This window comes from Microbispora bryophytorum, assembly GCF_043197435.1.
Lineage (GTDB): Bacteria > Actinomycetota > Actinomycetes > Streptosporangiales > Streptosporangiaceae > Microbispora > Microbispora bryophytorum.
In genome coordinates, this window is record NZ_JBICTF010000005.1 from 575,447 (window position 1) to 596,436 (window position 20,990).

Sequence of the window (20,990 nt, forward strand, 5' to 3'; positions counted from 1 at the left end):
AAGTGTGGCCGGGTACCCATGCCGTGTGGCCTAAAGGTACACACATCCCCAGAAAGGTGTAAATAGGACAAAACACGTCTTTACCTGGGCCGATGCCGCCGCGGGCCACCCCGCCAGCCGGGGCGGTCGTACGGGACCAAAGCCTCCGAAGTAAGGACTGTGACTACCAACGGTAAGTAGTCACTCTCTAACGCACCGTGAAATGGTCGTCGCCGAGGGGTCCCGGGAGACCCCGCAACGGTCTCGGAAAGGGTGTCAATGGGAGTCTTCCGTCGTGTCCTCACCGTCCGCGTAGTAGCTCTCACGGCAGGGTGAGAGACATCCCTCGTCACGTGGCGTGCGTCATGGACGGGAACGGCCGGTGGGCCGCACAGCGGTCGCTGCCCCGCACCGAGGGGCATCGGGCGGCGGAGGTCGCCGTGATCGACGTCATCGAGGCGGCCCACACGGCCGGCGTCGAGTGGTTGAGCCTGTACGCCTTCTCCACCGAGAACTGGCGGCGCCCGGCCGCCGAGGTCGACGTCCTGCTGCGACTGGTGCGCCGGGCCGTCCGCAAACACGCCCTGTCACTGCACACACGCGGGATCCGCTGCCGATTCCTCGGGGTCGCCGACCCGCGGATCCCGCCCGCGCTGGCCCGGGACATCGCCGATTTGATGACGCTGACCCGCGACAACCGCCGGATGACGTTGACGGTGGCCTTCGACCACGGCGGCCGCCGCGACATCGTCGAGGCCGCCCGGTCGCTGATCCGCGACGGGGTGCCGGCCGAGCTGGTCACCGAGGAGAGTTTCGCCCGCCGTCTGCCCCACCCCGACATGCCGGAGGTGGACCTGGTCATCCGCACCTCCGGAGAGCAGCGGATCTCCAACTTCATGCTCTGGCAGGTGGCGTACGCCGAATGGGTCTTCCCCCGGGTGCTGTGGCCGGACTTCCGGGCCGGGCACTTCTGGGAATGCCTGGAGGTCTACCGACGGCGCGACCGCCGGTTCGGCGCCGCACAGGCACCGGCCACCACAGGAAAGGGATGTCAATGAGCGACGCCACAGCGGCCGGAACAGACGCCGATCCGCTCGGCCCGGGATCGATGCTCCACCAGTTGACCCGGCAGACGCGCTGGGGGCTGGTGGCGACCCGGGCCATCGTCTTGGAGGCCGCGCACCCGCAGATCGGCGCCGCACTGATCACCAACTCGACCTTCGTCGCGCACCCGTGGCGCCGGCTGCGCAACACCGTGCTCAGCGCACAGCGAATGGTCGACCCCGACGCGCGGGTGCGGCAGCGGGAGGCGGCCCGGCTCAACCGCCTGCACGCGCGCATCACCGGGACCGACGCCGAGGGCCGCCCGTTCAACGCCGCGGATTCCGAGGCGCGCGCCTGGGTGGTGGCGACGCTGTTCGAGTCCACGGTCACGATGTGCCGGTTGAGCGGCGAGTCCCTCGACGGCCCCACCTTGGACCGGCTGTACGCCGAGTTCCAGTCGTTCCTCGCCCTGATGGACCCCTACGGCGGCAAGCTTCCACCCACGCTGCGGGAGTTCTGGCGCTACTACGCGTCCGTCGTCGAGGAGCGACTGGAGAACACCGAAGCGGTCCACGTCATCCTCGACCGCCTGTTCGCGCAGGTGCCCGCTCCCCCGCTGCTCCGCGACCGGCCTGCGGTGTGGGCGGCGGGCAGGGCGCTCGCTGGTCCCGCCGCCACCGCGATCGTCGTGGCGTCGCTGCCCGAGCCGCTCCGCGCGCGCCTGGGGCTCGCCGAGGTGCCGGGCACGCGCACGCTGATGCACGCCGCCTACCTGTCCACCCGGCTCGCGACCCGGGTGCTGCCGGAGGCGTGGACGCGGCTCGACACGGTCATGACCATGCTCGACCCGGCGTACGCCCCGCAGCGCACCGGCGACGTCCCGGCCGGGGCACCCGCGCCGGAAGGGCTGCGCGCGCTGGACGGGCTACGCCGTGGTGTGTCGAAAGCGGGGGCGCTCCTGCGCCTCCTCACGCCCGATCCGGAGACGCCGACCGCCGGCGACGCGGCGACGCGCTCCGCCGCACGGTTCTTCTCCGAGGTCCTGGACCAGACCGGCGACGGCCACCTCGACTGGCCCGACCTCGCCGCGATGGCCCGGGAGATCGCCACCCGCCTCGATCTCGACGTCCAGGACGAGGACCGCCTGTTCGCCGCCTTCGCCGACTGGTGGCGCGAGCTGCAGAAAGAGCTCGACACCGACGGCGACGGACGCATCACCGGCCACGAGTACGCCGCGGCCGCCGCCGCCATGGCCGGCTCCGCCCTCATCAGGATCGCCGAAGTCCTGTTCGACGTCACCGACACCGACGACGACCAGGTCATCGACGCGCGGGAGTACCGGGCTCTCTTCCGCACGGCGTTCGACCACGACCCGGGCGGCGGAGGCGAGCAGTTGACGCGGGGCGAGTTCGTCCGCCGGTTCCTGGGCTTCATGGCGGGCCGTCGGCACTCCGGCGTCTACGACCAGATGTTCGCCCAGTCCTGACGGCATCGCCTCCTGGTGCGCCCACGCCGTGCGAAAGCAGCGGCGGCTCTTCCGTGACGCCAACTGGACAGACGCCGCGAACACGACGATCATCCCGATGAGCGAGAGGCTTCCGTCGACCGGGATCCCGTGCGATCCGCTCACGAGGGGTTTGTAAGTTCGTTACGTGAGGCACCGACACGCACGCGAGGTGAGTCCATGACCGCTGCACACGCCGACCCCGAGTTCACCGAGGTGGCGCCGCCGGCACCGGCCGAGTTCCGGCGTGCGCTGGGCATGTTCGCGACCGGCGTGACCGTGGTCACGGGCCTCGACGACGGCGAACCGGTGGGCTTCGCCTGCCAGTCCTTCGCATCGGTATCCCTCGAACCGCCGCTGATCCTGTTCTGCGCCGACCACAAGGGCCACGCCTGGCCGCGGATCCGGAAGTCGGGCCGCTTCTGCGTGAACGTGCTCGGCGAGGACCAGGTCGATCTGTGTGGCCGGTTCGGCTCCAGCAAGGGCGCCAAGTTCGCGGGACTCGACTGGGACCTGTCGCGGTGGGGAACTCCGGCGTTGCGGCAGGTGCTGCTGCGCGTGCACGGCGAGGTGCGCGACGTGCACGTCGCGGGGGACCACGACGTGATCATCGGTCACGTGTGCGAGCTCGAAACCGTCGACACCGAGCAGCGCCCGATGCTGTTCTTCCGCGGCCGGTTCGGCGTGGAGCAGGACGACCAGGCCGCCGCCCTCGGCCCCAACCTGTGGGGATGGGGCGACCACTGGGGCTGAGCACCCGCCTCCTCTGCGTGTGACCGGGACGTGCCCACACCCCGTTCGTGACCCGTTCGTGACCTTGATAGCCTGCCTGCCCCAGAGGCCGGCGGACGGTTCGTGGATCGGGGATCAGATGGGGGAAAGACAGCGGCTGCGTCTCAATCCTCCGCTGGACACGGCCGGGATCGTCCTCGCCGCCGCCTTCTTCTCCCTGTCCCTCACGCCGTCGTTGCTGCCCCGGCCCTGGACGCTGCAGGGGATCATCGCGGGCGTGCTCACCGCCACCGGATACCTGGTGGGAGTGTTCGCCGGCGCGCTCCTGCGCCCGGCCGCGGCACGACTCCCGGCGAGGTGGCGCGCGGCGTGGAACCGCACGGGACGGCGGCGGGTCCGGCGCCTGGTCGCGACGTTCGGCTGCGGTCTCGGCGCCGCCTCGCTGGTCCTGGGCGTGCGCGCGCAGCAGGACATCTACGTGCTGATGGGACTGGACCCGCCGGAGCGGCTCAACTACCTCGGCGTCCCGCTGATCGCGGCGGCCCTGTTCCTCGCCCTGCTGGCCGCCGCCCGGGCGTTGCGGATCGCGGCGCGGGCGCTCGGCCGCCTCCTCGGGCGGTGGTTTCCCGCCACGGCCGCGCAGTTCGCCGCGGGGCTCGGGGTGGGCGTGCTGGCCGTCTTCCTGACCGACGGGATCCTCGCCGAGGCCCTGCTCAAGGGGGCCGACCACAGCTTCGCCGCGATCAACACCGAGACCGCCCCCGGCGTCACCCCGCCGGTGGCCGCCACGCTGTCGGGCAGCCCCTCCTCGCTCGTCTCCTGGGCGTCCCTCGGGCTTGAGGGCCGCGCCTTCGTCGCGGACGCGCCGGCGGTGGGCGAGCTGAGCCGCTTCAGCGGGCGGCCCGCCGTCGCCCCGATCCGGGTCTACGCGGGGCTCGACTCCGCCGAGACCACCCGCGAAAGGGCCGCTCTGGCCGTACGGGAACTGGAGCGGACCGGTGCGTTCGGCCGCAGGGTGCTCTGCGTGATCACGACGACCGGCACCGGCTGGGTGGACCCGCAGGCGGCCGCCGCCCTGGAGTTCATGTACGGCGGCGACACCGCGCTGGTCTCCATGCAGTACTCCTACCTGCCGAGCTGGCTGTCGTTCCTGGTGGACCGCGAGCGGGCCATGACGGCCGGGCGCGAGCTGTTCGACCAGGTGTACGCCCGCTGGTCGAAGCTGCCCGCCGGTCACCGGCCCAAGCTGCTGGTCTTCGGGGAGAGCCTGGGGGCGTTTGGCGCGGAGTCGGCGTTCGGCGGCGACCGGGACCTACGCGAGCGCACCGACGGCGCGCTGTTCGTCGGGCCGCCGGACAGCAGCGCGCTGTGGCGGCGGCTCGTCGACGGCCGCGATCCCGGCAGCAGGGAGGCGCTGCCCGTCTACCGGGACGGCGAGACCGTGCGGTTCGCCAACCACCCCTCGGACCTGAATCTCCCCGCGTCACCGTGGAACGCCCCGCGGGTCGTCTACCTCCAGCACCCCTCCGACCCGATCGTGTGGTGGACGCCCCGCCTCGTCCTCACCCGGCCCGACTGGCTGGAGGAGCGGCGCGGCGCCGACGTGCTGCCCTGGATGCGGTGGTATCCGTTCGTGACGTTCTGGCAGATCACCGCCGATCTGGTGTTCTCCCTCGACGCGCCCCCGGGGCACGGGCACGACTACGACGGCGAGGTGATCGCCGCATGGGCGCGGATCGCGCCGCCGGACGGGTGGGACGACGGGCGGACCGCGGCGCTGACCACCCTGCTCGCGAAGCGCGTGGCAGGGTCAGGCGCCCGATGAGCCACCCAGTGAGTCGAGCCACCCGATCAGCCGGGCCCCCTCGCGCGTCATGATCTCGGGGTCGCGCAGGGCGTTGGCCAGCAGCGACATGCCCTGGTAGGCGCCCACCAGGGTCAGCGCGAGACCGTCGGGCTCGGGCAGGCCGAGCTCGCGGAACTGGCGCTCCACCCAGTCGAGCAGCAGCCGGATCACCCGGCCCGCCTCCGCGTCCAGGCCGCCCTCGTCGCGTTTGTCCAGCTCGGCGGCGAGTGTGCCGGTCGGGCAGCCGTACCGGGCCGCAAGATCGCGCCCGCCGACCCACGTCTCCACCAGGCCCTTGAGCCGCTCCCGGGGGTCCGGCAGGCGCTCCAGCCGTTCGGTGAGATCCCGCAGGTGGCGGGCGTGCTCGGCCAGCGCGGCGGCGACGAGCTCGTCCTTGGTCTTGAAGTAGTAGTACACGTTGCCGACCGGCACGTCGGCGGCGCGGGCGATGTCGGCGATGGTGGTCCGTTCCGCGCCCTGCTGGTGCACCACCTCAGCGGCGGCGGCCATGAGCCGCTGCCGCTTGGCGCTCGCGGCCCTCACCCGGACACTCGTCGAGTCAGTCACCTGACTGACTATAGGAGGGCCGGGCCCGGGTCCAACACCGCCGGGCCCGGCGTGACCGTCACCAGTTGGCCGGCAGCCCCGGCGTGGTGGGCGGCAGGGGGCGGTTCTTCGGGTGGATGACGTACACGATCCCGCCGCTGCCGGTGCTGCGCAGCCAGACGTTCTCGAAGGCGGCCCGCGGGTAGACGTGGCGCACCGCGTCGTTGTCCGGCGACGCGGGGTCGTTGGCGATCACGTCACCGTCGGCGGTGAAGCCGATGATGACCATGAGGTGACCGTTGGTGCCGTATCCCGCGCCGGGCAGTTCCTCGGCCTTGAACGACTGCGAGGTGACGACCGGAATGCCGGCCCGGATCAGCCGCTCCATCTCGGTCAGCGAGCGGAGCCGGGTGACGAATCCCTCCAGTCCGTACCGTCCCGCGTAGGCCGTGTTGAACGGCCAGTTGCCCGCTCCCTCGTACGCGTAGTCGTAGGTGTACCGGGCGGCGTAGTCGACCTCGGGGTTGGGATCGGAGGGATCCACCCAGGAGGTGTCCTGCTTGCCGGGCCACTTGCCCCAGTAGCCGAGGACCATGGTGGTCGAGGTCGGGCTGCACCACGCCTCTCCCCCGCCGTCCCACTCGGGGTAGTGGCCCTCGTGGACGTTCTGCGACCGGCGGGGCACGGGCAGCTCGACGCCCCAGGCGATGCCGCCGGGGCTGACCGGGACGCTCGCCCGGTCGGGCACGGCGGAGGCCATCGCGCCGAGTTCGCGCACGACCGGCTGCACGGCCGAGCCCGGCGTGCGGTACAGCGTGACGCGCAACTGGTAGGAGGTGATCGCCTTGCCCGCCGCGGCCACGAACGTGTCGACCGAGACGGTGCCGTCGGCGTCCCGCTGCCCGGACAGCGACGTGCGGCGGATGTCCTCGTCGCCGTACGCCCAGCGGCCGAGTACGTACCACTTCGTCTGCCCGGCGGAGTGGCGGCCGCGCATCTCGACCTGCAGCCAGCTACCGGCGGGCACGTCGGCGTTCCAGGAGGCCACCAGCTCGGTGGCGGCGAACCCGATGGGACGCTCGGTGCCGGTCCACCGGGCGTACTCCCAGGTCTTGGTGCCGAGTGCGTCGCTGTAGGAGATCGTGCCCACGGGGACGGCGAAGGACAGGGTGTTGCCCGGCTTCACGCCCTCCCGCAGGCCGGGCCCGAAGTGGGCCCGCTGGTAGACGACGTCGACGGCGGACGTCGCGGGCGGCGGCGGGGGCTTGGCCACGGCCTCGGCGGCCGTGGAGGTGACGGTGAGTGAGGAGGTCATCAGAAGGGCGGACAGGAACGCGGTCAGCACGCGCATGGCTCACCTCGGGGTCTCGTCGGCGCCCTCGACGGTAGAGACCGGCGCCCGTCCGGCACATCGGCAGGAATACGTATCCGCTGACGATGGTGCGCTGGGAGCACCGCGGTCACCACCGGCGACGGCGGGCGGCGGATCCGCCACGAAGCGGCGGCGAATTACCCGAGAAGCCACACCAAACCTCATATGTCACATGAGTGTCGGCACTTTGCCGATATTTTGCGATGTTTCATCCGAAATGCCCGAATAGTCATGGCACGCTGATTCGCATGTCCGCTCGGAAACTTTCTCTTGGTGTCTCCATGGTCGCTTTTGCCCTGGTCACGGGGGTGGCGTCGCCGGTTCTCGCGCCTGCCGCCCTGGCCGCACCCGGCCCGGCTCGGCACGTTTCCACGCTCGCGTACGCACCGCCGCAGGTGCATGGGCGGGCCGTCTATCTGTGGGACGCCACGACGGGGAAGGACCTGCTGGACAAGCAGGCCGGCAAGCGCATGCCGGTCGCCAGCCTGACCAAGATGATGACCGCCTACATCGTCCTGCGGGACGCGAACCTCGACGACGAGGTCACGATCAAGCGGGAGGACGTCGAGTACGCCGAGGACAACGACGGCACGACGGCCGACCTCGAGCCCGGCGACACCCTGCCGGTCCACGAGCTGCTGTACGCGCTGCTGCTGCCCTCGGGCGCGGACGCTGCGCACGCCCTGGCCCGCGTGTACGGCCCCGGCGTGCCCGGTTTCGTGGACAAGATGAACGCCACCGCACGCCAACTCGGACTGAACGACACCCTCTACGTCAACGCCGACGGGCTCCCGACCTCCCACGGCGACGGTTACTCCACCGCCCGCGACCAGGCCAGGCTCGCGGAGATCGCGCTGCGGAACCCGGTCTTCAAGAAGATCACGTCGACCAGCGAGCACTCGACGGAGGACGGCCGGTACGACTGGTACAACACCAACCACATGCTCGGCCTGCCGGGCGCGATCGGCGTGAAGACCGGCTCGACGAACGCCGCCGGGTTCTGCCTGGCGTTCGCGGCCGACCGGGGCGGCCACCGGCTGATCGGGATCATCCTCGGCGAGAACGTCGCCAACCGCCGCTGGGACACCGCCGAGACGCTGCTCGACTGGGCGAGCGACCGCTGAGCCAGCGCGCGGCGAGGCGGGCCCGCGCAATACCCCGGCGGGCCAGAAAACAGGTCCTTTCCGAATCAGTCAAACCCGGTTAGGTTCCCGATCAGTGTCCATCGGGAGCAGACCACTGGACCGTTCGGACCGTCATTGGACCCAAAGGAGAGCCCAATGCGCGCCTCGCTCGGCATGCGGGCCGCCGTCGCCACCGCGGCGTCCGCCCTCGTGCTTCCCCTCCTGCCGGCCGCACCGGCGAACGCCGATCCCGACCCCGCCCGCATCGCGCAGACGGTGGTCGCGTCGGCGGTGAAGAAGCATCTGCGCAAGCTGCAGGACATCGCGAACGCCAACGGCGGCACCCGCGCCGCCGGCACTCCCGGTTACGCGGCCTCCCGCGACTACGTCGCCGGAGTGCTGAAGAAGGCCGGCTACACGGTGGCCCTGCAGGAGTTCGACTTCCCGTTCTTCAAGGAGAACTCCACCGCGGCCCTGCAGCGGACCGCGCCCTCCGCCAAGACGTACGCGCCCACCCCGCCGGACGGCAGCAGTGTCGGCGACTTCGCCACGATGACCTACTCCGGATCGGGAGACGTCACCGGAGCCGTCCGGAACGTCGACCTCGTGCTGCCTCCCGGCCCCACGGCCAACACGTCGACCTCCGGCTGCGAGGCCGCCGACTTCGCCGGCTTCCCGGCCGGCGCCGTCGCACTGGTGCAGCGCGGCACCTGCAACTTCCAGGTGAAGGCCGAGAACGCGCAGGCCGCGGGCGCGTCCGCGGTGATCATCATGAACGAGGGCCAGCCCGGGCGCACCGAGACCCTGCAGGGCACGCTGGGAGAGCCCACCGTGCACATCCCCGCCGTGGGCGTGAGCTTCGCGGTCGGCGAGGAACTGGCCGCCGCCGGCACGTCCGTACGGGTGAAGACCGACACCACGAGCGAGATCCGTAAGACCCACAACGTCGTCGCCGACTCGCGGTGGGGCGACTCGAACAAGGTGGTGCAGCTCGGGGCGCACCTCGACAGCGTGCTGGCGGGGCCCGGCATCAACGACAACGGCTCCGGCAGCGCCGCGATCCTGGAGGTCGCCACCGCGTTGGGCAAGATCCCGACCAGGAACAAGCTGCGCTTCTCCTTCTGGAGCGCGGAGGAGCTGGGCCTGCTCGGCGCCGAGCACTACGTCGCGAGCCTGTCCCCCGCCGACCTGGCCAAGATCAAGGTGTACCTGAACTTCGACATGGTCGCCTCCCCGAACTACGCCCTGAAGATCTACGACGGCGACGACTCCGACGCCACCGGCGCCGGCCCCGGTCCCGAGGGATCCGGCGAGATCGAGAAGCTCTTCGAGAAGTACTTCGACACGCTCCGTCAGCGCCACAACGGCACCGACTTCGACGGACGGTCGGACTACGGGCCGTTCATCGCGGCCGGCATTCCGTCCGGCGGGACGTTCACCGGTGCCGAGGGCGTCAAGACGCCCGAGGAGCAGACGATGTTCGGCGGCACCGCGGGCCAGGCGTACGACCCCTGCTACCACCAGGCCTGCGACACCACCGCCAACATCAGCGACAAGGCCCTCGCGCTGAACACCGGCGCGATCGCCACCGCCGCGGCCGTGTACGCGTTCAGCCGGGACCTGCCCGGTCCGGACAACCGCCCCACCGCGGCCGCCGCGCGCACCGCCGCGGCCACCACCGGATTCACCACCGGGTCCGCCGCTGCTCACCGGAGCCGGGGGCACGCCGCGCCCGCCCAGTGATCCCCGCGCCGATCCGTGCGCGGTAGCCGTATGCGGTAGCCGTACCCGGTAGCCGTACACGCGGGCCCCGCCGGCCGACGTTAGGCGGGGCCCCTCACCGGGTCGTCACCCCATGAAGTTCACGTCGCCGCATCGTGTGGACCACGGCCCGGCCGGTGCGGCCCGACGTGCCGAGGTCGACCGAGTAGCCCGCCCCCGGTTCAGGTGCGGTCGCGAGGGGCCTGCTGCACCTGCTCCGACTTGGCCAGGAACGGCGAGCGGCCGAGGATGACAATCCCCGCCACAAGCGCCACCAGGCCGCCGACCTCCCCCGCGAGAGCCGGCGGATCGACGCGCAGGCGCTCGCCGAAGATCACGACTCCCAGGACGATCCCGACGATCGGCTCGGTCGCGGTGGTGGCGGGCAGCGAGATCCGCAGCGGCGCGGCGTCGAAGGCGCTCTGGTTGAGCAGGATGCCGGTCGCCGCGATCACGGGGAGCAGGTAGGGCTCCCACGAGGTGAACAGCGCCACCGGTCCCCATGCCAGGATCAGCAGGGACCCGCGGGTCAGCGCGTCCTGGAGGCCGTACAACGCCCCCGCGGCCGCGGCGAGCAGCATCGCCTTGGGCTGCAGGGGCATCCGAAGCGCCACGGCGACCACGCCCGCGGCCACTCCCACCACGGCCAGCACGGCGATCCACACCGCGGAGCCCGGCGCCGGCACCCCGCCGCCCTGGGGGCGGCCGGCCACGAGGAAGGCGGCCACGCCGCCGCTGACCAGCACCGCGCCCAGCCACTCCGCCGCTCCCAGGCGCTCCTTGTAGAACAGGGCCGCGGCGGCGAGGGCGAAGATGAGGTTGGTCGCCAGGAGCGGCTCCACGGACGCCACGTCGGCACGCCGCAGGGCCAGCGCCCCGAGGACCTGCCCGCCGATCATGGCGACGATCCCCGCCAGCCAGACCGGCTTGCGCGCCAGGTCGAACAGCAGGCGCACGTGCAGCATCTCGCCCAGCGGTTCGGTGTACGCGACGTGCTGCTGCGCGACCCAGCCGAGGCCGAGGAAGGCCGCCGCCGCGAGACCGAGAACCACCGTGACGATCACGGCGGCGCCCCGCCCGCCGGAGCCCTCGGCAACATGACCGGTCCCTCCCCTCGGCGGCGGGGTCTCCCCCTGTATTCGCCCATCCCCCGCGACGGCGACCTCATGTCCGGTGTTAGGCTTCTGGGCAGTCGTCCAAGTCGATCGTCCAAGTCGACCGACCGAGACGGTCGTACGAGAACCGAACGGAGCACGTGGGAGATGGCAGAGGCGTCCGCCGACCGGGGCAGGACCACACGGCAGCGGCTGCTGGGCGCGGCGGCGGCCCTGATCGCCGAGGTCGGCTGGGGCGGCGTGAGCACGCGGATGGTGGCCGAGCGGGCCGGGGTCGCCCCCGGAGTCGTCCACTACCACTTCGCGTCGCTGCCCGACCTGCTGATCGCGGCCTCGACCGGGGTCGCGCGCGCGATCCTGGATGAGCTGACCGGGCGGCTGGCGGAGCAGCCCGACCCCGAGACCGGCGTCGAGTGGCTGCTGGGCGAGCTGTCCCGCTACACGGGAACCGACCCCGCCTCCCTGCTGATCGTGGAGATGTACCTGGCGGCCGCCCGGCTGCCGGAGCTCCGCGACCTGCTGCACGAGATCGTCGCCGATTCCCGCACACAGATCGCCTCCTGGCTGCGTGACCGCGGCCACACACGCGACACCGAGGCCACCGCGGCGGTCCTGGTCGCGGCGGTGGACGGCCTGGTGCTGCACCGCGGGCTCGACCCCGGCCTCGACCTCACCGCGCTGGCCGGGCCGCTGCGGGCGATGGTGCGTACGGACGGACACGAGGAGGGCAGTGGGACATGAGAGCGATCGTCTGCGGCGCCGGGATAGCCGGGACGGCCCTGGCCTGGCACCTGGAGCGCGCCGGCTGGGACGTCGAAATGGTCGAGCGCGCTCCGGCGTTCCGCGAGGGCGGATACATGATCGATTTCTACGGCCCGGGGCTGGAGGCGGCCGGGCGGATGGGGCTGCGTCCCCGGCTGGAGGAGGTCCGCCACCCCGTCCACGAGATCGGTTACGTCGACGGCTCCGGACGGCAGACCAGCCGTCTCGCCGTCAAGGAGGGATTCGCCGAGGTGGTCAGCCTGCTGCGGGGCGACCTCGCCCGCGTGCTCGCCGAGCAGGTGCGCGCGCCGGTGCGGTACGGCACGACGGTCGCGGCCGTCGAGCACGACGACGGGGGCGTCGAGGTCGAACTGACCGACGGCACCCGGCACGAGGCGGACCTGCTGGTCGGCGCCGACGGCGTGCACTCGCGGGTCAGGGAGCTGGTCTTGGGTCCCGAGGAGCGCTTCATCCGCTATCTCGACCACCACGTGGCCGCGTACGTGGTCGAGGACGAGGACCTCAGCCGGCTGGTCGGCCCGCGCTATCGGATGCTGACCGTGCCGCATCTGATGGCCGGCGCCTACGCGGTGGGCGGGAACCGGCTCGCCCTGCTGTTCCTGCGCCACGAGCCCGACCCCGCCGTTCCCGCCGACCCGGCCGCCTCGCTGCGCGAGCACTTCGGGCAGCTCGGCTGGATCCTGCCCGAGGTGCTCGGCCGGTGCCCGCAACCGCCGGAGCTGTACTACGACCAGGTGACACAGGTCGAGGCCCCGCGGTGGAGCAGCGGCCGTGTGGTCCTGCTCGGCGACGCCTGCCAGGCGGTCTCCCTGTTCGCCGGGCACGGCGCGTCCCTCGCGGTGGCCGCGGCGTGGGTGCTCGCCGGCGAACTGCGCACGGCCGCCTCCGGCGACCTGTCCCCCGCCCTCGACCGGTACGCGGCGCGTATGCGACCGGTCGTGGGCGACGTCCAGTCGTTCGGCCGCCGCTTCCTCCCCTGGATGGCGCCGTCCAGCCGCCTGCGCATCACGGCCCGCGACTGGCTGCTGCGGCTGGCCTCCCTCCCCGGAGCCGACCGGCTCTTCATGAACTCCCTCAGCCCCGGCGGCCACCGCCTCATCACCTGACCGACCGCGGGGTGACGCACCGGTAACGGCTTTTTATTCCGGATGCCGTGGTCCGGTAATCGGGGCGGACTGAAGTGGCCGTCATGGAAACGGCGGCAGTCACCAGCACACCGCGGATCGCCGGAGCCCACTACCCGGTCGCGGTCGTCGGCGGCGGCCAGGCGGGGCTGTCGGTCAGCCACTGCCTGGGCCGGCGCGGCATCGAACATGTCGTCATCGAAGCGCGGCGGGTCGGCCACGAGTGGCGCGAGCGCCGTTGGGACTCCTTCTGCCTGGTCACCCCCAACTGGCAGTGCGACCTGCCGGGCTTCCCCTACCGCGGGCCCGACCCCGACGGTTTCATGGTCCGCGAGGAGATCGTCCGCTATCTGGAGGACTACGCCGCCTCCTTCGGGCCCCCGCTCACCGAGGGTGTGCGCGTCACCCGGTTGCGGAGGGCCGCGAGCGGGACGTTCGAGCTCGCGACCACCGCCGGAGACCTCACCGCCGACCAGGTCGTGGTCGCCACCGGCCCCTACCACGCGGCCGCCGTCCCCCGGCTGGCCGAGCGGCTGCCCGAGGGGATCACCCAGATCCACTCCTCGCGGTATCGCGGTCCCGCGCAGCTTCCAGAGGGCGAGGTCCTCGTCATCGGCACCGGGCAGTCGGGCTGCCAGATCGCCGAGGACCTGCATCTGGCCGGGCGCAGGGTCCACCTCGCCGTCGGGAGCGCGCCCCGCGTCGCCCGTTTCTACCGGGGCAGGGACTGCGTGGCGTGGCTGCACGACATGGGCCACTACGCCAGGAGCATCGACGAGTTCGACGACGCGGACGCCGTACGGCTGCGGGCCAACCACTACGTCACCGGGCGGGACGGCGGGCGCGACATCGACCTGCGGGCCTTCGCCCGCGACGGGATGCGCCTGTACGGCCGGCTGACCGGCGTGACCGGCACGACGCTGGAGTTCGCCGCCGACCTGAAGGACAACCTCGACCGGGCCGACGCGGTGGCCGAGGGGATCAAGGACGCCATCGACGCGTACATCGCCGCGCGCGGCGTCGACGCCCCCGCCGAGCCCCGCTATGTGGCGGTCTGGGAGCCGGGCGAGCCGGTGCGCGCCCTCGACCCGGCCGCCGCCGGGATCACCTCGGTCGTCTGGGCGACCGGGTTCACCCGCGACCACCGCTGGATCGAGATCCCCGCCTTCGACGGCCGGGGCTATCCGATGCACTGGCGCGGCGTGACGAACTGTCCCGGGCTCTACTTCCTGGGGCTGCCCTGGCAGCACACCTGGGGCTCGGGCCGGTTCGAGGCGGTGGGCCGGGACGCCGAGTTCCTGGCCGGGCACATCGAGGCGTCCCGGCGGCTGGCCGACGTCTGCGGCGCGCTGACCGGCGCGCCCGCCGAACTCTCACCCGCGCTTCCGGTCGGGTGAGTGCGATGGTCCACGACATGATCTTCGACGCACACCGGCACATCGGCGTGCTGCCCGCCCATCCCTTCTACGGCGGCCCCGCGGTGAACCCCGACGTCACGGCGCGGGCCACGGTCAAACAGCTGATCGCCGACCTCGACGCGGAGGGCACCGAACGCGCGCTGGTGCTGCCCAACTACGGCGTGCCCGACCCGGCGGTCGCCTTCGCGCTCAACGACCTCGTCCTGGAGGCCGCGCAGGCCGACGACCGGATCCGCGCCGGGCTGTGGGTCTCGCCGCTGCCGCGCGACGAGGAACGCACCACCGGCGCCCTCGCCCTGGCCGGAGAGCGAGGCGTGCGGGCGCTCAAGCTCAGCTTCCTGCTCGGCGGGCGGCCCACCGACCCCGCCTGCCGTCCCGGCCTCGACCGGATCTTCGCGGCGGCCGAACGCCACGGCCTGGTCGTCCACGTCCACACCTCACCGGGCGCCGCCTCGGACGTCGACGAGGTCGGGCACCTGGTCGAGTGGTACGCCGACCGCGTGCCGGTGCACCTCGTGCACTTCGGCGGCGGGATGAGCGGCCACATCAAGCTGGCCGGCTCCCGGTTCTTCGACTGGATCGCGGCCGGCAAACGCGTCTACACCGACCTGTCCTGGGCCATCGGCTTCGCGCCGTACTGGCTGGCCAAGGAGATCGAGCGGCGCGGCCTCGGGCACGACCGCGTGCTGTTCGCCAGCGACCAGCCGTGGGGCGACTTCGCGGGCGAGCACGCCCGGATGCGCGCCGCGGCCGGGGACGGCGAGCTGGGCGCGCTCGTCTTCCGCCGCACGTTCGCCTCCCTCTACGACTGACCCCCACTCACCCCCCTGCGGCCAAAGGAGAGACACCATGTCCGTCGACATGACCGACCTCGAGAAGAAGAGCATCGAGGAGATCCCCCACCCGTCCCTGCCCGAGGGCTCCAGCATCTACGGCACGACCAAGGTGTTCCCCGACTACAAGGCCGAGAACGGCGAGTCGTACTTCACGCTCGTCCACGGCATCGCGCACGAGTCGTCGGTCAGCTTCGTGGCCGTGCTGCAGGCCACCCGGGCGCTGCGCAAGGGCTTCGAGACCGCCATCTACTTCTACGGCCCGGGGTCGCTGAACTGCCTGGCCACCCGCGGCTTCCCGACGACCGGCAACTCGGCGTTCCCGGGCGAGCACAACATCAACAACCAGCTCAAGACGTTCATCGCCGAGGGCGGGAAGGTCTACTGCTGCCGGTTCGGCCTGTCCCTGCACGGCGCCCGCGAGGAGGACCTCATCGAGGGCGTGATCCCGACCCACCCGCTGGACGTGCAGGACGCACTGATCCACTACGCCCGCAAGGGCGCCATCATCAACTCCACCTACCAGCTGTAGTGCCGTGACCGTCGATCTGCGGATCATGACCCGCGCCGAGCTGGCCCTGCGCGGCGTGGCCTTCGACACGCCCGTGCGGCGGCAGGACGGCGCGGGGCCCAGCGGCGACGGCCACGTCCTCGTCGACGGCGCCGGCGCGGCGCTGCCCATCGATCCCGGCAGCCCCTACACGGTTCGCGACGGCACGGTCTGGCTCGGCGAGCAGGACACCGGGGTCTCCCTGGTGCCCGTGCGGCGTCCGAGGTTCTACGACCTGACCACCGCCGACGGCGTGCCGTACGAGAAGATCGCCCGGCTGCACGGCGCGGACGTGCTCGCCACGACCGTCGTGCAGACGTGCGTCCGGTACGGCGAGGCCGAGCGCTGCCGTTTCTGCACCATCGAGGAGTCGCTGCGGTCGGGCGCGACGGTCGCCGCGAAGACGCCCGCCCAGCTCGCCGAGGTGGCGGAGGCGGCCGTGCGGCTCGACGGCGTACGGCACATGGTGATGACCACCGGCACGACCACCGGGCCCGATCGCGGCGCGCGCACCCTGGCGCGGTGCGTGCGCGCCGTGCTGGCCGCCGTGCCGCACCTGCCGATCCAGGTGCAGTGCGAGCCGCCGGGCGACCTGGCCTGGATCGGCGCGCTGCGCGAGGCCGGGGCCACCGCGATCGGCATCCACGTGGAGTCGCTGGACGAGGAGGTCCGGCGGCGCTGGATGCCGGGAAAATCGTCGGTGCCGCTCGCCGAGTACGAGGCCGCCTGGGACGAGGCGGTCCGGGTGTTCGGGCGCAACCGCGTCTCGACGTACCTGCTGGTGGGGCTGGGCGAGGACCCCGACGAGCTGATCGCGGGCGCGGGCCGCCTCATCCGGCGCGGTGTCTATCCCTTCGTGGTCCCGTTCCGCCCGATGCGGGGCACGCTGGCGGCCCGCGACGGGATCGGCGCCCCCGGCGCGGGCCTGCTGACGTACGTCACCGAGGGCGTGGCGGCGCTGCTGCGCGCGGCCGGCATGCGCGGTGCGGACCAGGGGGCGGGCTGCGCCGCCTGCGGGGCGTGCGGCGTGCTGAGCGCGGCGGGCGGGTGAGGTGACGATGCACCTCGACGGCGACACGGCGCCCGACATCCTCGCGCTGCTCGGTGACCGCAGCACGCTGGCGCGCCGCCCGGGAGTCCGGATCGAGCAGGCGGCCGACGCAGCGGCCCTCCGGGCCTACCGGCGGCTGCGGCACGAGGCGTTCGTCCGGGAGCAGGGCTTGTTCGACAAGCACGACCTCGACGACAGGGACGACGATCCCCGCACGGTCACGCTGGTGGCCAGGGACGCGGCGGGCACGGTCGTCGGCGGCGTGCGGCTCGGACCGGCCGGCGACGGCCCCGACATCGGCTGGTGGACGGGCGGGCGGCTGGTCGCCGCGCGTGGTTCCGGGGGCACGGGAGGCATCGGTGCGGCCCTGGTGCGGGCCGCGTGCGCCCGCGCCGAGGCGGAGGGCGTGCTGCGGTTCGAGGCGACCGTCCAGATCAAAGCCGAGACGTTCTTCCGCCGCCTGGGCTGGACCCGGGTGGGGCCGGTGACGGTCGCGGGCGCGCCGCACGTGCTGATGCGTCACCCGATCGGCCGGGTCGCGGCCCACGCGGCGGCGGCCAAATCGGCGCTCGGGCCGCTGCTCGCCGCCCTCGCCGGGCAGGCCCCGCACGCCCTCGGCGGCCCCGGTTTCGTCGGCGACGACGGAGCGCCGGTGCCCGGCGGCGACGTCGTCGCGGCCTGCGACGCGATCGTGCCGTCCATGGTCGAGCGCGACCCGGAGTGGGCCGGCTGGTGCTCGGTCCTGGTCAACCTCAACGACCTGGCCGCGATGGGCGCCGCCCCGGCGGGCCTGCTCGACGCGCTCGCCGCGCCCGACGCCGCGCACGCCGCCCGGGTGCTCGACGGCCTGGCCCGGGCCGCCCGCGCGTACGGGGTGCCGGTGCTCGGCGGGCACACGCAACTCGGGGTGCCGGCCGCGCTGTCGGTGACGGCGCTGGGCCGCGCCGCGCGTCCCGTGCCGGGCGGCGGCGGACGCCCCGGCCACGCCGTGCGCCTCACGGCGGACCTCGGCGGCGGCTGGCGGGCCGGCTACCGGGGCCGCCAGTGGGACTCGACCACCTCCCGGCGTACGGACGAGCTGCGCGCGATGCTCGGCGCGGTCGCGGCCGGCCGCCCCGCCGCCGCCAAGGACGTGTCGATGGCGGGGATCGCCGGCACGCTCGGCATGCTGGCCGAGGCGAGCGGCTGCGCGGCCGTGCTGGACGTGGCCGCGCTGCCGCGCCCGGCCGCCGCCTCCATGGGGGACTGGCTCACCTGCTTTCCCGGCTTCGCGATGCTCACGGCGGACGAGCCGGGCGCGCCTGCGCCTCCGGCGGGGCCGGCCGCCTCGGCGGTGTGCGGGGAGTTGACCACCGGCAGCGGCGTGTCGCTGCGCTGGCCCGACGGACAGGTCACGGAGGCCGTCGGCGGCCCCGTGACCGGATTGGGGGCCGCGTGAGCGCCCTGCGCATGGCGGCGGTGTCCGCCGGTTTCGGCCGCGACCTCGACGAGGACTTCGCGATCGTCGAACGCCTCGTCAAGGAAGCGCGCAACGCGGGCGTGCGGCTCCTCGCGCTGCCCGAGGCGTGCCTCGGCGGCTACCTGCTCAGCCTCGACGGCGACGCCGCGGACGCCGGGCCGCCCCCGCTCGCCGTGGACGGCCCCGAGATCCGGCGGCTGGCCGCGCTGGCCGGCGACGCCAGCGACGCCGGCGACATGGTCGTGGTCGCGGGCTACTGCGAGGACGGCGGTGACGCCCGCTACAACAGCGTGGTGTGCGTCAGCGGCGACGGCGTGCTGGGCAACCACCGCAAGGTGCACCAGCCGCTCGGCGAGAACGCCAGCTACGCCTCGGGCGACGGCTTCCGGGCCTTCGACACGCCCGTCGGCAGGATCGGCATGATGATCTGCTACGACAAGGCGTTCCCCGAGTCCGCCCGCGCGCTGGCCCTCGACGGCGCGCAGATCGGGGTGTGCGTGTCGGCCTGGCCCGGCTCGCGGACGAACGCGGCGGCGGACCTGGAACGCGACCGCTGGAAGCGGCGCTTCGACCTGTTCGACCGGGCGCGGGCGCTGGAGAACCAGATCGTGTGGCTGTCGGCCAACCAGGCGGGCACGTTCGGGTCTCTGCGCTTCGTGGGCAGCGCGAAGGTCGTGGACCCCGGCGGTGAGATCGTCGCGGCGACGGGCGTCGGGCCGGGCGCGGCCGTCGCCGAGATCGACGTGCCGAGGGCGCTGGAGGCCGCGCGCCGGTCGATGGGCCACCTGCGCGACCGCCGGCCGGAGACGTACGGGACGGCGGGGCACGCGGCGTGACCGTTCTGCGGATCGCCGCGGCGGCCGCCCACTTCGGCCGCGACCTCGCCTTCGACCTGGCCCGCATCGCCAAACTGATCGACGACGCCCGCGCCGCGGGCGCCCGGCTGCTCGTGCTGCCCGACGCCGCGCTCGGGGGCTACCTCGCCGACCTGCGCAGGCCGGACGCCGACGCGCTGCCGCCCGCGCTGAAGCCGGACGACCCGGTGATCGCGCGGGTGGCGGCGCTGGCCGCCGAGATGGTGGTGTGCGTCGGATTCTGCGAGGACGGCGGCGACGTCCGCTACAACGCGGCCGTGTGCGTCAGCGGCGACGGGGTGCTCGGCCTGCACCGCAAGGTGCACCTGCCCGCGGGCGAGACCGCGGCCTACGGCCCGGGCGACCGCTTCGACGCCTTCGACACCCCGGCCGGGCGGATCGGCATGCTGATCGACTACGACAAGACCTTCCCCGAGTCGGCCCGCAGCCTCGCGCTCGACGGCGCGCAGATCCTGGCGTGCCTGTCGGCGTGGCCCACCAGCGTCACCAACCGCGCGCCCCGGATGGCCCAGGACCGGCAGTCGCGGCTGTTCGACCTGTACGACCAGGCGCGGGCCGCCGAGAACCAGGTCGTGCTCGCCTCCTCCAACCAGACCGGGGTGATGGGCGGCATGCGGTTCCTGGGACAGGCCAAGGTCGTCGGGCCGGGCGGGGACGTGCTCGCCCGCACCTGGTCGAAGGCCGGGCTGGCCGTGGCCGAGCTCGACGTCGCCGCGGAGATCGACCGGGCCCGGCGGATCCTCCATCACCTCGACGAGCGCAGGGCCGACGTCTACCGGGAGGCGCGCGGGTGAGGATAGCGCTGCTCAGCTACTCGACCAGGCCCCGCGGCGGGGTCGTGCACACCCTCGCCCTCGCCGAGGCGCTCGCGGCGGCGGGACAGCACGTGACCGTGTGGACGCTCGGCCGGGGCGGCGACACGGGGTTCTTCCGCCCGGTCGACCCGGCCGTGCGGCTGCGCGTCGTGCCGTTCTCCGACATCCCCGGAGAGGGCGTCGGCCCGCGGGTGCTGCGGTCGATCGCGGTGCTGCGCGGGGCGTTCGCCCCGGAGGCGGCGTCGTACGACGTCGTGCACGCCCAGGACTGCATCAGCGCCAACGCGGCGGGCCGGTGCGTGCGGACGGTCCACCACGTGGACCACTTCACCACGCCCGAGCTGGCCGCCTGTCACGAGCGCGCCATCGTCACGCCCTACGCGCACGTCTGCGTGTCACAGGCGGTGGCCGCCGAGCTCGCGGCCGGGTGGGGCATCACCGCGACGGTGATTCCCAACGGCGTCGCCTACGAGCGCTTCGCGTGCGCCGATCCGGTCGCCACCCACATGTGGCGCAGACGGCTCGGGACGTACGTCCTGACGGTCGGCGGCATCGAGCCGCGCAAGGGCTCGCTCGACCTGCTGGAGGCGTACGCGCTGCTGCGGGAGGCGCGCCCGGACGTCCGGCTGGTGATCGCCGGAGGCGAGACGCTCTTCGACTACCGCGACTACCGCGCGCGGTGGGAGGCCCGGGCGGCGGAGCTGGGCGCCGAGCCGCTGGTCCTCGGGCCGGTCGCCGACGCGGACCTGCCGCCGCTCGTGGCGGGCGCCGCCGCCTTCGCCTTCCCGTCGGTGAAGGAGGGCTTCGGCCTCGCCGCGATGGAGGCCCTGGCGGCGGGGGTCCCCCTGGTGATGCGCGATCTGCCGGTCCTGCGTGAGGTCTTCGGCTCCGCCGCGCGCTTCGCCGTCAGCCCCGCCGGGCTCGCCGCCGAGCTCGCCGACGCCCTCGCCGCCGACGATCCCGGCAGGCGTACGGCGGGCCGGGCGGTCGCCGTCCGGCACACCTGGCGGGCCGCCGCCGAACGGCACATCGCCCTGTACGAGTCGCTCGCGTCGTAGT

Annotated in this window: 19 protein-coding genes; 16 read left to right on the plus strand and 3 right to left on the minus strand. The window is 73.1% G+C overall.

Annotated elements, in window-relative coordinates:
- Positions 1-332: 332 nt before the first annotated feature.
- From uppS to ACGFIB_RS20130, 4 genes are all read left to right on the plus strand, one after another.
- Entirely contained in the window at positions 333-1,037 is a 705-nt protein-coding gene (gene uppS / locus ACGFIB_RS20115; protein ID WP_393374136.1) for a polyprenyl diphosphate synthase, read from the plus strand.
- Positions 1,034-2,509, plus strand: coding sequence for an oxygenase MpaB family protein (locus tag ACGFIB_RS20120; protein WP_393373837.1), 1,476 nt, complete (start codon positions 1,034-1,036; stop codon positions 2,507-2,509). Before uppS ends, ACGFIB_RS20120 begins: the two co-directional genes overlap by 4 nt.
- Positions 2,510-2,707: 198 nt before the next feature.
- Complete coding sequence (locus ACGFIB_RS20125) at positions 2,708-3,280, plus strand: flavin reductase family protein (RefSeq protein ID WP_142570718.1); 573 nt, start codon at positions 2,708-2,710, stop codon at positions 3,278-3,280.
- 118 nt (positions 3,281-3,398) lie between these two features.
- Complete coding sequence (locus ACGFIB_RS20130) at positions 3,399-5,084, plus strand: alpha/beta hydrolase (RefSeq protein ID WP_357259991.1); 1,686 nt, start codon at positions 3,399-3,401, stop codon at positions 5,082-5,084.
- Here the strand turns inward: ACGFIB_RS20130 and ACGFIB_RS20135 are convergent.
- Entirely contained in the window at positions 5,070-5,672 is a 603-nt protein-coding gene (locus tag ACGFIB_RS20135; protein ID WP_357019896.1) for a TetR/AcrR family transcriptional regulator, read from the minus strand. The genes ACGFIB_RS20130 and ACGFIB_RS20135 overlap by 15 nt on opposite strands.
- A 58-nt stretch (positions 5,673-5,730) precedes the next feature.
- Complete coding sequence (locus ACGFIB_RS20140) at positions 5,731-7,002, minus strand: C39 family peptidase (protein WP_393373842.1); 1,272 nt, start codon at positions 7,000-7,002, stop codon at positions 5,731-5,733.
- Between the two features lie 302 nt (positions 7,003-7,304).
- Here ACGFIB_RS20140 and ACGFIB_RS20145 point away from each other — a divergent pair, with 302 nt between their 5' ends.
- Complete coding sequence (locus tag ACGFIB_RS20145; protein WP_357259985.1) at positions 7,305-8,147, plus strand: D-alanyl-D-alanine carboxypeptidase family protein; 843 nt, start codon at positions 7,305-7,307, stop codon at positions 8,145-8,147.
- 156 nt (positions 8,148-8,303) lie between these two features.
- Positions 8,304-9,890, plus strand: coding sequence for a M28 family metallopeptidase (locus ACGFIB_RS20150; RefSeq protein ID WP_393373845.1), 1,587 nt, complete (start codon positions 8,304-8,306; stop codon positions 9,888-9,890).
- A 200-nt stretch (positions 9,891-10,090) separates the two neighbouring features.
- Here ACGFIB_RS20150 and ACGFIB_RS20155 read toward each other — a convergent pair whose 3' ends face one another.
- Positions 10,091-10,972 (minus strand): DMT family transporter, encoded by an 882-nt coding sequence (locus tag ACGFIB_RS20155; protein ID WP_357243519.1) that lies wholly within the window; start codon positions 10,970-10,972, stop codon positions 10,091-10,093.
- 198 nt (positions 10,973-11,170) lie between these two features.
- Here ACGFIB_RS20155 and ACGFIB_RS20160 point away from each other — a divergent pair, with 198 nt between their 5' ends.
- From ACGFIB_RS20160 to ACGFIB_RS20205, 10 genes are all read left to right on the plus strand, one after another.
- Positions 11,171-11,764 (plus strand): TetR/AcrR family transcriptional regulator, encoded by a 594-nt coding sequence (locus tag ACGFIB_RS20160; RefSeq protein WP_393373849.1) that lies wholly within the window; start codon positions 11,171-11,173, stop codon positions 11,762-11,764.
- Positions 11,761-12,912: an FAD-dependent monooxygenase gene (locus tag ACGFIB_RS20165; protein WP_393373852.1), complete on the plus strand. Its 1,152-nt coding sequence runs from the start codon at positions 11,761-11,763 to the stop codon at positions 12,910-12,912. The genes ACGFIB_RS20160 and ACGFIB_RS20165 overlap by 4 nt, the downstream gene beginning before the upstream one ends.
- Before the next feature lie 83 nt (positions 12,913-12,995).
- Positions 12,996-14,327 carry an MSMEG_0569 family flavin-dependent oxidoreductase gene (locus ACGFIB_RS20170; protein WP_393373855.1) on the plus strand — a complete coding sequence of 444 codons (1,332 nt, stop codon included), beginning with the start codon at positions 12,996-12,998 and terminating at the stop codon, positions 14,325-14,327.
- Positions 14,328-14,344: 17 nt separating this feature from the next.
- Entirely contained in the window at positions 14,345-15,160 is an 816-nt protein-coding gene (locus ACGFIB_RS20175) for an amidohydrolase family protein (RefSeq protein ID WP_393373858.1), read from the plus strand.
- A gap of 37 nt (positions 15,161-15,197) precedes the next feature.
- Positions 15,198-15,713 (plus strand): MSMEG_0572/Sll0783 family nitrogen starvation response protein, encoded by a 516-nt coding sequence (locus tag ACGFIB_RS20180; protein ID WP_142562294.1) that lies wholly within the window; start codon positions 15,198-15,200, stop codon positions 15,711-15,713.
- Between the two features lie 4 nt (positions 15,714-15,717).
- Complete coding sequence (locus tag ACGFIB_RS20185) at positions 15,718-16,782, plus strand: MSMEG_0568 family radical SAM protein (protein WP_393373861.1); 1,065 nt, start codon at positions 15,718-15,720, stop codon at positions 16,780-16,782.
- Between the two features lie 7 nt (positions 16,783-16,789).
- Entirely contained in the window at positions 16,790-18,220 is a 1,431-nt protein-coding gene (locus ACGFIB_RS20190) for an MSMEG_0567/sll0787 family protein (protein WP_393374139.1), read from the plus strand.
- Positions 18,217-19,077: a carbon-nitrogen hydrolase family protein gene (locus tag ACGFIB_RS20195; protein ID WP_393373863.1), complete on the plus strand. Its 861-nt coding sequence runs from the start codon at positions 18,217-18,219 to the stop codon at positions 19,075-19,077. The genes ACGFIB_RS20190 and ACGFIB_RS20195 overlap by 4 nt, the downstream gene beginning before the upstream one ends.
- Entirely contained in the window at positions 19,074-19,910 is an 837-nt protein-coding gene (locus ACGFIB_RS20200) for a carbon-nitrogen hydrolase family protein (protein WP_357243543.1), read from the plus strand. The genes ACGFIB_RS20195 and ACGFIB_RS20200 overlap by 4 nt, the downstream gene beginning before the upstream one ends.
- Positions 19,907-20,989 carry an MSMEG_0565 family glycosyltransferase gene (locus ACGFIB_RS20205; RefSeq protein ID WP_357243546.1) on the plus strand — a complete coding sequence of 361 codons (1,083 nt, stop codon included), beginning with the start codon at positions 19,907-19,909 and terminating at the stop codon, positions 20,987-20,989. The genes ACGFIB_RS20200 and ACGFIB_RS20205 overlap by 4 nt, the downstream gene beginning before the upstream one ends.
- Position 20,990: the final 1 nt, after the last annotated feature.

Coding starts and splice junctions, on each gene's coding strand:
- ACGFIB_RS20120 (WP_393373837.1), top strand. CDS start 1,034: ATGAGCGACGCCACAGCGGCCGGAACAGACGCCGATCCGCTCGGCCCG.
- ACGFIB_RS20125 (WP_142570718.1), top strand. CDS start 2,708: ATGACCGCTGCACACGCCGACCCCGAGTTCACCGAGGTGGCGCCGCCG.
- ACGFIB_RS20130 (WP_357259991.1), top strand. CDS start 3,399: ATGGGGGAAAGACAGCGGCTGCGTCTCAATCCTCCGCTGGACACGGCC.
- ACGFIB_RS20140 (WP_393373842.1), bottom strand. CDS start 7,002: ATGCGCGTGCTGACCGCGTTCCTGTCCGCCCTTCTGATGACCTCCTCA.
- ACGFIB_RS20145 (WP_357259985.1), top strand. CDS start 7,305: ATGGTCGCTTTTGCCCTGGTCACGGGGGTGGCGTCGCCGGTTCTCGCG.
- ACGFIB_RS20150 (WP_393373845.1), top strand. CDS start 8,304: ATGCGCGCCTCGCTCGGCATGCGGGCCGCCGTCGCCACCGCGGCGTCC.
- ACGFIB_RS20160 (WP_393373849.1), top strand. CDS start 11,171: ATGGCAGAGGCGTCCGCCGACCGGGGCAGGACCACACGGCAGCGGCTG.
- ACGFIB_RS20165 (WP_393373852.1), top strand. CDS start 11,761: ATGAGAGCGATCGTCTGCGGCGCCGGGATAGCCGGGACGGCCCTGGCC.
- ACGFIB_RS20170 (WP_393373855.1), top strand. CDS start 12,996: ATGGAAACGGCGGCAGTCACCAGCACACCGCGGATCGCCGGAGCCCAC.
- ACGFIB_RS20175 (WP_393373858.1), top strand. CDS start 14,345: ATGATCTTCGACGCACACCGGCACATCGGCGTGCTGCCCGCCCATCCC.
- ACGFIB_RS20180 (WP_142562294.1), top strand. CDS start 15,198: ATGTCCGTCGACATGACCGACCTCGAGAAGAAGAGCATCGAGGAGATC.
- ACGFIB_RS20190 (WP_393374139.1), top strand. CDS start 16,790: ATGCACCTCGACGGCGACACGGCGCCCGACATCCTCGCGCTGCTCGGT.